The 13,699-nt window shown below is 64.4% G+C and carries 12 protein-coding genes and 1 pseudogene; 6 read left to right on the top strand and 7 right to left on the bottom strand.

What is annotated here, in order from left to right:
- Nucleotides 1-44: 44 nt before the first annotated feature.
- Nucleotides 45-2,111, top strand: a complete 2,067-nt coding sequence (gene recG / locus LH19_RS17795) for an ATP-dependent DNA helicase RecG (RefSeq protein ID WP_054730960.1) — start codon at nt 45-47, stop codon at nt 2,109-2,111.
- Here recG and LH19_RS17790 read toward each other — a convergent pair.
- The 3 genes from LH19_RS17790 to LH19_RS17780 all read right to left on the bottom strand — a co-directional run bounded on the left by LH19_RS17790 (nt 2,108) and on the right by LH19_RS17780 (nt 4,452).
- Nucleotides 2,108-2,449: a PilZ domain-containing protein gene (locus LH19_RS17790; RefSeq protein ID WP_054586832.1), complete on the bottom strand. Its 342-nt coding sequence runs from the start codon at nt 2,447-2,449 to the stop codon at nt 2,108-2,110. The genes recG and LH19_RS17790 overlap by 4 nt on opposite strands.
- Before the next feature lie 74 nt (nt 2,450-2,523).
- Nucleotides 2,524-3,750: a tyrosine--tRNA ligase gene (gene tyrS / locus LH19_RS17785; protein WP_054730958.1), complete on the bottom strand. Its 1,227-nt coding sequence runs from the start codon at nt 3,748-3,750 to the stop codon at nt 2,524-2,526.
- Nucleotides 3,751-3,771: 21 nt separating this feature from the next.
- Nucleotides 3,772-4,452, bottom strand: a complete 681-nt coding sequence (locus tag LH19_RS17780) for a hypothetical protein (RefSeq protein ID WP_054730955.1) — start codon at nt 4,450-4,452, stop codon at nt 3,772-3,774.
- 183 nt (nt 4,453-4,635) lie between these two features.
- On the opposite strand from LH19_RS17780, the gene LH19_RS17775 reads away from it, so the two are divergent.
- From LH19_RS17775 to LH19_RS17760, 4 genes are all read left to right on the top strand, one after another.
- On the top strand, nt 4,636-4,947 hold the full coding sequence (locus LH19_RS17775) for a GIY-YIG nuclease family protein (RefSeq protein WP_054730952.1): 312 nt from the start codon (nt 4,636-4,638) through the stop codon (nt 4,945-4,947).
- Nucleotides 4,948-5,061: 114 nt separating this feature from the next.
- The gene (locus LH19_RS17770; protein ID WP_054730948.1) at nt 5,062-5,628 is read left to right on the top strand and encodes a DOMON-like domain-containing protein; all 567 of its coding nucleotides are present in this window, start codon (nt 5,062-5,064) and stop codon (nt 5,626-5,628) included.
- Nucleotides 5,625-6,830, top strand: a complete 1,206-nt coding sequence (locus tag LH19_RS17765; RefSeq protein ID WP_054730945.1) for an exo-beta-N-acetylmuramidase NamZ family protein — start codon at nt 5,625-5,627, stop codon at nt 6,828-6,830. The genes LH19_RS17770 and LH19_RS17765 overlap by 4 nt, the downstream gene beginning before the upstream one ends.
- A 14-nt stretch (nt 6,831-6,844) precedes the next feature.
- On the top strand, nt 6,845-8,089 hold the full coding sequence (locus LH19_RS17760; protein ID WP_054730942.1) for a M24 family metallopeptidase: 1,245 nt from the start codon (nt 6,845-6,847) through the stop codon (nt 8,087-8,089).
- Between the two features lie 359 nt (nt 8,090-8,448).
- On the opposite strand, the pseudogene LH19_RS17755 reads toward LH19_RS17760, so the two are convergent.
- The 4 genes and pseudogenes from LH19_RS17755 to LH19_RS17740 form a co-directional block, all read right to left on the bottom strand.
- Nucleotides 8,449-9,291 (bottom strand): annotated as a pseudogene (locus LH19_RS17755) (DUF817 domain-containing protein); the annotation flags it as partial.
- The gene (locus LH19_RS17750) at nt 9,284-10,090 is read right to left on the bottom strand and encodes a lipid II flippase Amj family protein (protein ID WP_082395868.1); all 807 of its coding nucleotides are present in this window, start codon (nt 10,088-10,090) and stop codon (nt 9,284-9,286) included. The gene LH19_RS17750 and the pseudogene LH19_RS17755, both read right to left, overlap by 8 nt.
- A 41-nt stretch (nt 10,091-10,131) precedes the next feature.
- Nucleotides 10,132-10,824 (bottom strand): immunity protein Imm33 domain-containing protein, encoded by a 693-nt coding sequence (locus LH19_RS17745; RefSeq protein WP_054730939.1) that lies wholly within the window; start codon nt 10,822-10,824, stop codon nt 10,132-10,134.
- A 7-nt stretch (nt 10,825-10,831) separates the two neighbouring features.
- The gene (locus LH19_RS17740) at nt 10,832-12,010 is read right to left on the bottom strand and encodes a vWA domain-containing protein (RefSeq protein WP_054730936.1); all 1,179 of its coding nucleotides are present in this window, start codon (nt 12,008-12,010) and stop codon (nt 10,832-10,834) included.
- A 274-nt stretch (nt 12,011-12,284) separates the two neighbouring features.
- Between LH19_RS17740 and LH19_RS17735 the strand changes: the two genes are divergently transcribed.
- Nucleotides 12,285-13,682 (top strand): methyl-accepting chemotaxis protein, encoded by a 1,398-nt coding sequence (locus tag LH19_RS17735; RefSeq protein ID WP_054730933.1) that lies wholly within the window; start codon nt 12,285-12,287, stop codon nt 13,680-13,682.
- Nucleotides 13,683-13,699: the final 17 nt, after the last annotated feature.

The following is a 13,699-nucleotide window of genomic DNA, read 5'->3' as shown; positions in this document are numbered from 1 at the left end:
TCGCTCGACACGAACGGAAAGACGAGGCTAGACACGCCCTAGCGATGCGACCCGAGATACTCAATCCGCTCTTTGCCGCGCTGACCGACCTCAAGGGTGTCGGGCCGCAGCTTGCCAAGCCGCTGACGCGGCTCGGGCTCGAACGCGTGGTCGATGTGCTGTTCCATTTGCCGACGGGACTGATCTCGCGCCTTCCGGTCGACCGGCTCGATCAGGCGCAGGCGGGACAGACGATCATCGTCGAGCTCACCGCGCAGGATTACCGGTCGGGCCGCAGCCCGCGCGCGCCCTTCGGGGTCGAGGCGTTCGACGATGCCGGCGACCATGTCCGGCTCGTCTATTTCGGGCGGACTTCGGGGCTGGCGCGCAAGCTGTTCCCGCTCGGCGAGAAGCGCCGTGTGTCGGGACGGCTCGACCTTTACGGCGACATGCGCCAGATCGTGCACCCCGACCATGTCGCCGAACCCGGCGACGAGGCGGGGATCGCGGTGCACGAGCCGGTCTATCCGCTAACCGAGGGGCTGACCAATGCGCGACTGTCGCAGCTTGGCGCGGTGGCGCTCGAACGGCGGCCCGAGCTCGCCGAATGGATCGACGCGCCGTTGCTCGCGGCGCGTGGCTGGCCGTCGTGGCACGAGGCGATGACGCGCGCGCATGCGAGCCCGCGCGACGAAGCGGCGCGCGACCGGCTGGCCTATGACGAGATTTTCGCGAGCCAGGTCGCGCTGATGCTGATCCGCGAGGGGCTGCGAGCGCGCAAGGGCCGGGCGATTGCCGGCGACGGGCGGCTGACCGATGCGCTGCAATTGCCGTTTGGACTGACCGGGGCGCAGGAGCGCGTCGGGCGCGAGATTGCAGGCGACATGGCGCAGGACCGGCCGATGCTGCGGATGCTGCAGGGCGACGTCGGATCGGGCAAGACGCTCGTCGCACTGCGCGCGATGCTGGCGGCGGTCGAGGCGGGGACGCAGGCGGCGCTGCTCGCCCCGACCGAAATATTGGCGCGCCAGCATTATGCGACCTTGCAGCGGATGCTCGGCGGGTTGCCGGTGAACCTTGCGATCCTGACCGGGCGCGACAAGGGCAAGGCGCGCGAATCGACGCTGATGGGGCTCGCCGACGGGAGTATCGACATTCTGGTTGGTACGCATGCGATCTTCCAGCAAACGGTGTCCTACAAGGATCTGGCGCTGGTCGTCGTCGACGAACAGCACCGCTTCGGCGTCGCGCAGCGGCTGATGCTCACCGCCAAGGGACAGCGTCCGCCGCACCTGCTGGTGATGACCGCGACGCCGATCCCGCGCACGCTGCTGCTCGCCAATCATGGCGAAATGGATGTGTCGCGGCTCGACGAAATGCCGCCGGGGCGGACACCGGTCGATACGCGTGTTATCTCGCTCGACCGGCTCGACGATGTGGTCGAAGGGGTCGATCGTCATCTCGCGACCGGGGCGCAGGCCTATTGGGTGTGCCCGCTTGTCGCCGAAAGCGAAGGCAGCGAACTGGCGGCCGCCAAGGAGCGCGCGGCCCTGCTTCGCGAACGGCTGGGCGATGCCCGGGTAGGGCTCGTCCACGGCCGGATGAAGGGTCCGGAAAAGGACGAGGTGATGGCGCGCTTTCAGGCGGGCGAGATCGGCGTCCTCGTCGCGACGACGGTGATCGAGGTCGGCGTCGATGTGCCCGCCGCCAGCCTGATGATCGTCGAACATGCCGAGAATTTCGGGCTCGCGCAGCTTCACCAGCTCCGCGGCCGCGTCGGGCGCGGCGCAGCGAAATCGGTGTGCTTGTTGCTGCGATCGCAAAACCTTTCGGAAACCGCGCGCGAGCGGCTGGCGCTGATGCGCGACACCAACGACGGCTTCGTGATCGCCGAGAAGGATCTGGAACTGCGCGGCGGCGGCGAATTGCTCGGGCTCAAGCAGTCGGGCGACGCCGATTATCGCGTCGCGACGCCCGAACAGCTCGTGCGGCTGCTGCCGGTCGCGCACGACGATGCGCGGCTGTTCGTCGAACGCGACGGCGGTATCGAGGGGGGACGCGGCGAGGCGGTGCGCCTTTGCCTTTACCTGTTCGAGCGCGATGCGGCGGTGCCGCTGCTTCGGAGTGGTTAGTTGACGTCCCCGCGTGCGCCCATGGCGCGGATCATCGGCAGATAATCCTCGACCGAAATCGACTTGTCGAACTGGACGCCGGTCTTGCCGCCGATCGACCAGATCACCTTCGCCGAGGTGCGGCCGATGATCGGCATGCGGAAGACGACGAGGTCGCCGATCTCCAGCCCGCGTTCGTAACGCATCAGCATGCCGTCGGCGCTGATGTTGACGCAGGTACACATTTCCTGCCGGCCGTCGGGCAGAACGAAGGGCAAGCGGCAATAGACGTCGCTACGCGGCGCAATCCGCTGATCGAGCCCCACATAATGGGCCTTTTTAAGGTCAATCTTGCGCATACCGAATACCTTGCTGGTCTGGTGTGGCAGAATCGGCCCGATTCATCAAGAATCGGTAAACGCCCGCGCGGCGATCAGCCGGTCACCAGCCCGTGTTTTTTCGATCCGAGACTGAGCGGAACGGGCTCGGCGGCAGGCAGAATCCGGTGATGCGGATCGCGGATCACGACGCCGTCCACCTTCACCGCGCCCTCGTCGAGCTTGCGGCGCCCTTCCTTGTTCGACGCGGCGAAGCCGAGTTCGCGCAGCGCGGTCAGGATATCGATGCCGTCGGCGGGGGCTGCGACCTGCGGCAGGTCGCCGCCGATCTGGCCCTTTTCAAAGGTTTGCGCAGCGGTTTCGGAGGCGCTGCGCGCCGCATCCTCGCCGCGGCACATCGCCGTCGCGGCGTCGGCGAGGATCTTTTTCGCCGCGTTGATCTCGGCGCCGTCGAGCGCTTCGAGCCGCGCGATCTCGTCCATCGGCAGGTCGGTGAACAGCTTCAGGAACTTGCCGACGTCGCGGTCGTCGCAATTGCGCCAATATTGCCAATAGTCAAAATGGGACAGTTGTTCGGGATTAAGCCAGACCGCGCCGGCGGCGGTCTTGCCCATTTTGGCGCCTGCGGCGGTGGTCAGCAGCGGAGTCGTGAGGCCATAAAGGTCGGCGCCGTCCATCCGGCGGCCGAGTTCCATGCCGTTGACGATATTGCCCCACTGGTCCGATCCGCCCATCTGCAGGCGCACGCCCATCGCCTTCGACAAGTGCCGGAAATCATAGCCCTGCAGGATCATGTAGTTGAATTCGAGGAAGGTCATCGGCTGTTCGCGGTCGAGGCGCAGCTTGACCGAATCGAAGGTCATCATGCGATTGATCGTGAAGTGGGTGCCGACTTCCTGGAGCAATTCGATATAGCCGAGCTTGCCGAGCCAGTCGTGGTTGTTGACCATCACCGCGTCGGTCGGGCCGTTGCCGAAGGTCAGGAAACGCTGGAAGATGCTGAAGATCGACGCGATGTTCGCGGCGATCGTCTCGTCCGACAGCATCTTGCGGCTTTCGTCACGGCCCGTGGGGTCGCCGATCCGCGTCGTCCCGCCGCCCATCAGCACGACGGGCTTGTGCCCCGTCTGTTGCAGCCGGCGCAGCATCATGATCTGGACGAGGCTGCCGACGTGCAGCGACGGCGCGGTCGCGTCGAAGCCGATATAGCCGGGAACGACCTGTTTGGCGGCGAGCGCATCGAGCCCGTCCGCATCGGTCATCTGGTGGATATAGCCTCGCTCGTCGAGCAGGCGCAGCAGATCGGATTTGTAACTGGTCATAACGGGCGCGCCCTTAACACCCTATGCGCCGACAATGAAGTCCAGCGCGCCCAGGAAAGTGACTCCGAGGCAGACGGACAGAAATCCCCAGAAGACGGCGGCTGACCAGCTACTGTCCATTGTCCGGCGAAAGAAGACGACCTGCGACCAGAAATACCAGATGAGGATGGCGAACATCGCGAGCGCCATGAACGCGAGGACGTCGATGTCCTGGAATCTGGTCGCGACGACCGTCGTAATCGAAAAGACGATCGCCAGCGGCGCACAAAGATAGGCTTGCTGGTAAAAGGGCAGGCGGAAGCTATGGTGGCTGATGCTGCCGGGGGTGCGCCATTCGTAAATCAGGGCGCCGGCGAAGGGAAAGACGCAGTAGAGCGCCAAGCGGTAGGTCAGCAGCGACATCACCGACCCGTTGATCAGGCCCGCAATCGCGGTTTCCGATTCGGACGAGGCGGTCGCGGGTGCCGCCGGCGAGATCATCCAGGCGAGGACGATCGACAGGAAAAGGAAGACCGGCGGGCTCAGTCCGCGATCGAAGAGTTCTTCCTTGTCGGGGTCTTTTTTCAGCTCGGCGGCGGCGTAGTCGATCATATGTCCCGGCCAGATAAGCACGCGAACCAAGGTATAGGGATAGAAAATCACCCACATCAGAATGTCGAAAATGAGTTCGTCGAGCGATTTGGAAAGCTTGAAAATATCCATATCGTATTTCGTCTACGGTCGCGCTGTGGTTGTCAATCGACCGGCCGGGGTGCCGAAGACCGCATGCTTGTCTCGACCGCAAATTTCGCTCATCCCATCGCCACGCTTAGTTGGAGGCGATCCCCTCAATCCCGTTGGCCCTGAGCTTGTCGAAGGGCTGTTCTTTCTTCTACACCGCTCGATATGAGTTTCTGGGCCTATATGCTGCATTGCCGGGGCGGGGCTTTTTACACCGGGCACACCGATAATCTGCCGTATCGCATCGCCCAACATGAAGCCGGAGCTATTCCGGGTTTCACATCTGATCGATTGCCGATCGTGCTGGTGTGGAGTCAGGAATTTGCCACCAGGTTCGAAGCTCTGGAAGCCGAACGGCGGATAAAGGGGTGGAGCAGAGCGAAGAAGATGGCGTTGATCCGCGGGGATTGGGACAAGATTTCGAGCTTGGCGAAAGGCAAGGACGGTCCTTCGACAAGCTCAGGACAAACGGAGTAGGGGGCTCGATCACTTCCACACACCGTTGCCCTGAGCTTGTCGAAGGGCTGCTCTTTCTTCTACACCGAAGCGCCAGAAGCCGAATGTAGCTCAGGACGAACGGGAGAGGGGTGAATGTCGGTGCACTCCAGCGAGCGGCGCCAATTGATCTGCCACCCCGATACGCCCGCACGCGCGGTGCGCTCGATTGCGGTCGAGGTCGACTTGTCGTTCGACGGCGGCTTTGCGCTGCGCTTTATCGTCGACGGCGAAATCGGAGCGATCGTGCTGCCGCAGGGCGAAGGCGAACTCGTCATTGCCGACAGCGGCACCGATGGGCTGTGGCAGGGCACCTGTTTCGAGGCTTTCCTGACCGAGGAAGGTCAGCCCGACTATACCGAATTCAACTATGCGCCCGACGGTCGCTGGGCCTGTTACCAGTTCGACGATTATCGTTCGCTGCTGTCTTCCGACGATCTAGCGCCGTGGAAAATGGAAGTGGAACGCGCGCCCGGCCGTTATGCGATGCGCATCGAACCCGGCATCTTTCCCGATACCGGGTCGAAACTGGCCCTGTCTGCCGTCATCGAGGAAGTGGACGGCGCCAAAAGCTATTGGGCGCTGCGCCATCCGCCGGGCAAGCCCGACTTCCATCATCCCGATTGCTTTGCGCTGACGCTTGAGGCACGCGGGCGGGCATGACGACCCTTTTCGGTATCGACCGCCTGCTCGCCGACCCCGCGCTTCGCGCGCCGCTTCAGGGAAAGCGCGTTGCGTTGCTCGCGCATCCCGCTTCGGTGACCGCCGACCTGACCCACAGCCTCGATGCGCTGGTCGCGGCCGGGATCGACGTCACTGCGGTGTTCGGGCCGCAGCATGGCGTACGCGGTGACCTGCAGGACAATATGATGGAGTCGCCCGACTTCACCGATCCGACCTATGGCATGCCGGTGTTCAGCCTCTATGGCGAGGTGCGGCGGCCGTCGGGGCAGTCGATGCACACGTTCGACGTGATGCTGGTCGACCTGCAGGATCTGGGTTGCCGCATCTACACCTATGTCACGACCTTGCTCTACATCCTCGAAGCCGCGGCCGAGCATGGCAAGGCAGTGTGGGTGCTCGACCGGCCGAACCCGGCGGGACGTCCCGTCGAAGGGACGCTGCTGCGCGCCGGGTGGGAGAGCTTCGTCGGCGCCGGACCGATGGTCATGCGCCACGGGCTGACGATGGGCGAGATGGGCCGCTGGTTCATCCGCCACTTCGGTCTCGACGTCGATTATCGGGTGATCGAAATGGACGGGTGGCAGCCCGAGGGCCCCGGCTTCGGCTGGCCCGCGGAGCGCGTGTGGATCAACCCCAGCCCCAATGCCGCCAACGTCAACATGGCGCGCGCCTATGCCGGGACGGTGATGGTCGAGGGGGCGACGCTGAGCGAAGGCCGGGGAACGACGCGCCCGCTCGAACTGTTCGGTGCGCCTGATATCGACGCCAAGGCCGTCATCGCCGAAATGTATCGCCTTGCGCCCGAATGGCTGGCGGGATGCAAGCTGCGCGATATCTGGTTCCAGCCGACCTTTCACAAGCATGCCGGCGCGCTGAACAGCGGCGTCCATATCCATGCCGAGGGGTCATGGTACGACCATGCTTCCTTCCGGCCGTGGCGTGTGCAGGCGCTGGGGTTCAAGGCGATCCGCGCGCTCTATCCGGACTATCCGATCTGGCGCGGCACCGATTTCAAATATGAGTATACCAACGACGTGCTGGCGATCGACGTGATCAACGGTTCGCCGTTGCTGCGCGGATGGATCGACGACGCGGGCGCCGCGCCGGGCGATCTCGACGCGCTTGCGTTGCCCGACGAAGCGGCATGGCGCGAGGAAATTGCGGACCTGCTGATCTATTGACGAGGGGAACAACGATGCACCGAAGGCAATTTATCGGCACCGCGGCTTTCGCCGGCCTCGCCGCTTCGCTGCCGGTGCCGGCATTCGCCGCCGACACGGCGGCGCTGCCGAACCTTGCCGCCAAGGCGGTCCCGATCGGCCGCGACGAGCGCATGGCGCGGATCGCCAAGGCGAAGGAGCTGATGCGCGCGAACGACATCGGCGCCTTGCTGATCGAGCCGGGGTCGAGCCTCGTCTATTTCACCGGCGTCGAATGGTGGCGGAGCGAGCGGCTGACCGCGGCGGTGCTGACGCGCGAGGGCGAGGCGGCGATCGTCACCCCCTTCTTCGAGGAACCGTCGGTGCGCGAGAGCCTGGGCATCGACGCCGAAGTGCTGACGTGGAACGAGGATGAAAATCCGCTGGCGGCGGTCGCGGCATGGCTCGGCAAGCGCGGGCTCGGCAAGGGGCGGATCGGGGTCGAGGAGACGGTGCGCTATTTCGCGGTCGACGGCCTCGAAAAGGCGATGCCCGAGGTAAAGGTCGTCAACGGCGCGCCGGTCGTGCGCGGCTGCCGCATGCACAAGTCGCCTGCGGAGATCGCGCTGATGCAGATCGCCGCCGACATCACCATGGCCGCCTATCGCCACACTGCGCCGCGGATCGAGGCGGGGATGACCCCGGCCGACATCGGCGCGATCATGCGCGCGGCGACGGTGGCGCTGGGCGGCAAAAGCGAGTTCGAACTGATCCTGCTCGGCGAGGCGAGCGCCTATCCGCACGGATCGGGCAAGCCGCAGGCGGTGCGCGCGGGCGAGGTCGTGCTGATGGACTGCGGCGCGACCGTTCATGGTTATCAGTCGGACATCTCGCGCAGCTTCGTCCATGGCAAGGCCAGCGCGCGCCAGCGCGAGGTCTGGGACCAGATGCGCAAGGGGCAGGATGTCGCCTTTGCCGCGGCAAAGCTCGGCACGCCGGCGGGGCGCGTCGACGATGCGGTGCGCGGTTTCTATCAGAATCTCGGATGGGGCCCGGGCTACCGGCTTCCCGGTACCTCGCACCGCACCGGCCACGGCATTGGCCTCGACGGGCACGAGCCGGTCAACCTCGTCCACGGCGAAACGACGCCGCTGGCGCCGGGCATGTGCTTTTCGAACGAGCCCGGCATCTATATCCCCGGCGAATTCGGCATCCGGCTGGAGGATTGTTTTTACATGACCGACAGCGGGCCGAAATGGTTCAGCGAGCCGCCGCCGTCGATCGACCGGCCTTTCGGTTAAGAAGCTGTCGGTTGCCAGACGATGAAGGTGGCGTTGTCGGTGGATGCCATTGCAGCGATCATTTCGGAATGATCGAAGCCGGCCAGCTTGGTGACCCAGTCCAAGATCATGTCTTCGCCGGTCGCACCTTGCGGGTAAGCGAGATTTAGCCCGCCATCCAACCCGAAGAACAACCACCATATATCGGGCCCCCAAGGTCCGCTGTCGTTGGTTTCGATGGCGATCCCTGCGATGTCGGACAAAGCGCAGCTCTCCCTCTCGCCTTTGTCGTCGGTCACGCTCAGCATCCCATCGTCAATCGCCAAGATCCACCGAGCTTCCGGATAGATGGCGCGCGTGCGTTCCGTCGGGTTTCCTTCCGGCGCCTTCGGACGCTGGACGAGGCTGACCAGCACGAACGAGATGATCATCAGCAGGTACCAGCTGCCGAGCTTTTCGAGCCCGACCATGTGCCAACCATCGTCCTGACTGGGGTAGGTCCACGCGCGCGCGAAGGTGCCGATATTTTCGGCGAACCAGATGAACAGCGCGACGAGGCCCCAGCCGACGAGCAGCGGCATGCGGCGGTGGGTGTGGAGCGGGCGGAACCACACCTGGCAGCGCCAGAAGAGCAGCGCGGTCGCGGCGAACAGGAACCAGCGGATATCGTACAGCCAGTGATGTGCGAAAAAATTGACGTAGATTGCGGCGGCGAGTGCATAACTCGCCCATGCCGGCGGATAGCCCGTGTAGCGAAAGTCGAAGATGCGCCAGACGCGCGCGATATAGCTGCCGACCGCGGCGTACATGAAGCCCGAGAAAAGCGGCACCGCGCCGATATGGAGCAGGCTCGCTTCAGGATATTGCCACGATCCCGCGGCGGTCTTGAACAGCTCCATCACCGTGCCGACGATATGGAAGATCAGGATGACGATGGCTTCCTTCGGCGTTTCGAGCCGGAAGGCGAGCATGCCAAGCTGGATCAGCACCGCGCCGATGGTGATGGCGTCGTAGCGGTGGATCGGCACGGTGTCGGGCCAGAAGAGGTGCGTGCCGAGGAGCAGCGCGAGCATCAGGCCGCCGAACAGGCACGCCCAGCCTTGTTTGAAGCCGAAGGCGAGAAATTCGAGGAACCAGCCGCGCGGCCCGGGTTCGACGGCCATCGCTTCGAGGCGGGTGCGGACGGCGTGGAAGCGGCTGTGACCGCGTCCGGCGTCAGACATGCACCGAGACCCACGCGATCAGCATCGCGGCGGGAAGCAGCAATGCCTGCGCAAGGACCGTTCCGGCGAGTCGGCTCAGCGATATATAGGTGATCGCGCGGCGGAAATCGGCCTCGTCGACTTTGCCCTCGACGGCGTCGTCGGTCATCACCGACAGCTGCGGGTCGATGAAGGCGAACAGGAGGATCGTCGCGAAGCCGTTGATCAGCGCCGAAAGCTGCGACGCGGTGACGCGAAATTCGGGGGCGAGATAGCCGGCGTAGAGCGAGGCAACGACACCGACGGCGAGCAGCGACTGCGCGAGGCAGTTGGCGATCAGCACGCCCCAGCCGATGCCCCTTGGCATGTGCCAGCCCTTCAGATGCGACAGGCTCGGGAAGCGGAGCGACTGGCGGAGCGTACGCCATCCGCTCGGGCTGACGGCTTTGAGCGCGAGCTTCGTCGTCGAACGATTGTCCTGATACCAGCCGATCGCCGCAGCGAACATCCGCTGCCCGGTGGGGACGAGCAGGATGCCGACCAGGGTCGCGATGCTCGCCGCCGCGAGCACGAACTGCATGTCGACGAACAGCGAGGCGCCGCTGCCGTCGTGGATGCGCGTCTCGATCCGCTTGGCGAGGAAGGGGCCGAGGAAGCTGTTCGAAGTGCGCGAGAAGAGGACGAGGATGTTGAACAGCGCGAAGGACATCGCGATCCGCCGCGTCCGCACCCCCGCGATGCGCGCCGCATAAGCCAGCGCACCGATCAGGTTGATGAAGCCGGTGAGCAACAGGATGGTGACGAGGGGGAGGTCGATCATCGCCGGGGATTAGCCCTGTGGGAGGATCATTTCGAGCGAATTCACTCGGGATCGTGGACGGGCATGTCGGCCGCGACGAACCGGCCCGTATCCGGGTCGCGCTCGAAGGCGCTACCGACCGGAGCGTCGATCAGGTGCAGCCAGCTGTCGTCGCGGTTCAGCACGGCGCCGAGAGCGACATAGCTGAAAGGCGCGTTGCCGCTCTCGATGTCGAACATATCGGGGGGATCGCTTTCGATCCGCCAGCCGCTGTCGGAAAATTTGTCGTCGTCGCGCGGCGGATCGGGCTCTTCGCGATACAGAAATTCGACCTTGCGGCGGCCGTCGAGAATCGCATTATCGACGAAACAGCGGTCCCAATAATCGCGCCGTTCGGGTGCCGGGGGTGGCGGTACGGTGCGATTATCGTCCCACATGATGTCGATGATGTGCCTGCGTTCGAAGCTCACGCGGTCGCCGGCCTTCAATTGCGGCATGTCGCCCGGATGATTGTCGAGCGTCCCGGCCAGATGCGCGCCGTCGGCCGCGGTGACGATAACCCACATGCGTTCGACCTCCCATTGGCCGGCGGGGATCGAACGAAACATCAGCTTGACGAGATCGCCGGGTGCGACCGCGAGCAGTTCGTTTTCGGACGGCAGCTCGAAGGTATAGGGCGCATTTTCCGCAACCGGCCGCGGGTCTTCGATCGCGTATCGGCCAAACAGGCGCCGGATCAACGACGGCAGCGCCATGCGCCGTTCAATGCTTTCGCGTCAGCTCGCGCATCGCATCGTCGAGGCCCGCAAGGGTCAGCGGATACATGCGGTCGTTCATCAGTTGCTTGATCAGCTTCACCGACTGGGTGTAGCCCCAATGCGCCTCGGGCACCGGGTTCAGCCACACGGCGGCGGGATAGACATGGGTGATCCGCTGGAGCCAGACCGCGCCCGATTCCTCGTTGAAATGTTCGACGCTGCCGCCCGGATGGGTGATTTCATACGCGCTCATCGACGCGTCGCCGACGAAGATCACCTTATAATCATGGCCATATTTGTGGAGGATGTCCCACATCTGGTGGCGTTCGGACCAGCGGCGCTTGTTGTCCTTCCACACGCCTTCATAGGGGCAGTTGTGGAAATAGAAGAATTCGAGATTCTTGAATTCGGTGGTCGCGGCGCTGAACAATTCTTCGCAGAGCTTGATGAACGGGTCCATCGATCCGCCGACGTCGAGGAACAGCAGCAACTTCACCGCATTGCGCCGCTCGGGGCGCATTTTGATGTCGAGCCAGCCCTGCCGCGCCGTGCCGTCGATCGTGCCCGGGATATCGAGCTCGTCGGCGGCGCCTTCGCGTGCGAACTTGCGCAGACGGCGGAGCGCGATCTTGATGTTGCGGGTGCCGAGTTCCTTGGTGTTGTCGAGGTTCTGGAACTCGCGCTTTTCCCAGACCTTGAGCGCGCGCTTGTGCTTGCTCTCGCCGCCGATCCGCACGCCTTCGGGGTTATAGCCCGAATTGCCGAACGGCGAGGTGCCGCCGGTGCCGATCCACTTGCTGCCGCCCTCGTGGCGCTTCTGCTGTTCCTCGAGCCGCTCTTTCAGCGTCTCCATGATCTTGTCCCAGTCGCCGAGCGACTCGATCGCGGCCATTTCCTCGGGGGTCAGGAATTTCTCGGCGACCGCCTTCAGCCAGTCGGCGGGGACGTCGACGGGGTTCTGGCCATAGTCCGAGATGATGCCCTTGAAGACCTTGTTGAACACCTGGTCGAAGCGGTCGAGCAGGCCTTCGTCCTTCACATAGATCGCGCGGCTGAGGTAATAGAATTGCTCGGGGCTGCGGTCGATCACCTCGCGGTCGAGCGCCTCCAGCAACATCAGATGCTCTTTCAGGCTGGCGGGAATGCCCGCGGCGCGAAGCTCGTCGAGGAAGCCGAAAAACATGGGTCAGGGGTACTCTGTCGCGCGGAAGGGTGCAACTGCTTTACGTAAACGGAAGGTGCGCGGGTTTTGGGCGGTTGCTGTACCCCGGCGAAAGCCGGGGCCCAGAGTGCCATTCCGCAACCTCGGCCTTCTAACGCCCTGGGCCCCGGCTTTCGCCGGGGTACACCAAAGAGCGAACGGCAGCTCTCCACCCCGATGCCGTCGCCTCGCCCATTGACCGCGCGTTAACCATTATCGGTCATCACCCGCAGATTAATCCAAAGTGGGTGGCGCAATGAAATTCGATCCGATCGACCCGGCGGCTCCGATCCTCGACCAATCGGTCGCGAGCGACTGTGGCGCGCTGGCGGTCGGGTGCAGCGATGCTGCCGGCCGGATCAAGCGCGCGACCGACCAGATGGAACGCCAGATCGGCGAACTCGGCCGGCTCGAGGAATATGTCGTCGGCCTGGAGGCCGATCAGCGCCAGATCGCCGATTCGACCGACGAAGCGAAACTGCTGTCGGCGCGCGCGTGCGAGCAACTCGACGCCGGTGCCGAACGCGTCAACGCGGCGGTCACCGAATTCCGCTCGGTGATCGATCTCGTCGCGCGGCTGGGCGCGCACGTCACCAATTTTGCCGCGGTCATGGAGCAGGTGCAGCAGGTCAGCCAGTCGATCGAGTCGATCGCCAAGACCACCAACATGCTGGCACTCAACGCCGCGATCGAGGCCGAGCGCGCGGGCGATGCCGGGCGCACCTTTGCCGTGGTCGCGGCCGAGGTGAAGAAGCTGGCGCAGAACACGCGCAGCGCGACCGACGAGATCCGCCGCAGCATCGGCAGCCTCGCGGCCGAAGCGGGCGGCCTGGTCGCCGAAATCCAGTCGGGGGTCGAACAGTCGAGCCGCGCCGAAGCGCAGTTCGAAACGATCACCGACGCGCTGCACGATGCGACGCATCTGGTGGCGCTGCTCGACGACCAGAGCGATCGGATCGCGCAGAGTTCGGCGATGGTCCATGCCAATGGCGCCAAGGTGCGCGGCGCGCTCGACCGCGTCGTCGCATCGGTGCGCGACAATGGCGCGACGCTGGGTGAAACGCACGACAGCATCTTGTCGATGGAGCATGTGTCGAACCGCATGTTCAACGCGGTGATCTCGGCCGGGGTCAGCCCGCAGGATTCGGCGATTGTCGAGCTTGCCGCGCAGGTGCGCGATGAGTTCGTCGCGCTCGCCGAAGGTGCGATCGCCGCGGGCAGGCTGTCGATGGAGCAGGTCTTCGATACCGATTATGTTCGCGTGCCGGGGTCGAACCCCGAACGTTTCCGCACCAGCCTCTGCGACTGGGCCGATATCCACTGGCGGCCGCTGTTCGACCGCATCGTCGCCGAGCATCCCGAAATCAAGATGTCGTCGGCGAGCGACATCAACGGCTTCCTGCCGACGCATGTCACCGACTGCTCGCGCGCGCCGACGGGCGATGTCGCGCATGACACGGCGCACTGCCGGAACGGCCGCATCCTCTATGACGAAGCCGACGCGGCCGCCAAACGCAGCACGGCGCCCTTTTTCATGATGGTCTATCGCCAGGAAGGCGACGGGATCAATTATGTGACGGTGCGCAACGTCTACATGCCAGCGATCATCAACGGCCGCCGCTGGGGCGACGTCGAGGTGGCGTATCAATTATAGCCGTCATCCCGGCGAAA

It is taken from the genome of Sphingopyxis macrogoltabida (assembly GCF_001314325.1).
In the GTDB taxonomy this organism is placed as follows: Bacteria; Pseudomonadota; Alphaproteobacteria; order Sphingomonadales; family Sphingomonadaceae; genus Sphingopyxis; species Sphingopyxis macrogoltabida.
This window is presented reverse-complemented; position numbering and strand designations above follow the sequence as displayed.

What these genes read in the sequence shown, in the direction of transcription:
- LH19_RS17760 (WP_054730942.1), top strand. Translation starts at nt 6,845, where the DNA reads ATGCACCGAAGGCAATTTATCGGCACCGCGGCTTTCGCCGGCCTCGCC.
- LH19_RS17775 (WP_054730952.1), top strand. Translation starts at nt 4,636, where the DNA reads ATGAGTTTCTGGGCCTATATGCTGCATTGCCGGGGCGGGGCTTTTTAC.
- LH19_RS17765 (WP_054730945.1), top strand. Translation starts at nt 5,625, where the DNA reads ATGACGACCCTTTTCGGTATCGACCGCCTGCTCGCCGACCCCGCGCTT.
- LH19_RS17780 (WP_054730955.1), bottom strand. Translation starts at nt 4,452, where the DNA reads ATGGATATTTTCAAGCTTTCCAAATCGCTCGACGAACTCATTTTCGAC.
- LH19_RS17790 (WP_054586832.1), bottom strand. Translation starts at nt 2,449, where the DNA reads ATGCGCAAGATTGACCTTAAAAAGGCCCATTATGTGGGGCTCGATCAG.
- LH19_RS17770 (WP_054730948.1), top strand. Translation starts at nt 5,062, where the DNA reads ATGTCGGTGCACTCCAGCGAGCGGCGCCAATTGATCTGCCACCCCGAT.
- LH19_RS17740 (WP_054730936.1), bottom strand. Translation starts at nt 12,010, where the DNA reads ATGTTTTTCGGCTTCCTCGACGAGCTTCGCGCCGCGGGCATTCCCGCC.
- LH19_RS17750 (WP_082395868.1), bottom strand. Translation starts at nt 10,090, where the DNA reads ATGATCGACCTCCCCCTCGTCACCATCCTGTTGCTCACCGGCTTCATC.
- tyrS (WP_054730958.1), bottom strand. Translation starts at nt 3,750, where the DNA reads ATGACCAGTTACAAATCCGATCTGCTGCGCCTGCTCGACGAGCGAGGC.
- LH19_RS17735 (WP_054730933.1), top strand. Translation starts at nt 12,285, where the DNA reads ATGAAATTCGATCCGATCGACCCGGCGGCTCCGATCCTCGACCAATCG.
- recG (WP_054730960.1), top strand. Translation starts at nt 45, where the DNA reads ATGCGACCCGAGATACTCAATCCGCTCTTTGCCGCGCTGACCGACCTC.
- LH19_RS17745 (WP_054730939.1), bottom strand. Translation starts at nt 10,824, where the DNA reads ATGGCGCTGCCGTCGTTGATCCGGCGCCTGTTTGGCCGATACGCGATC.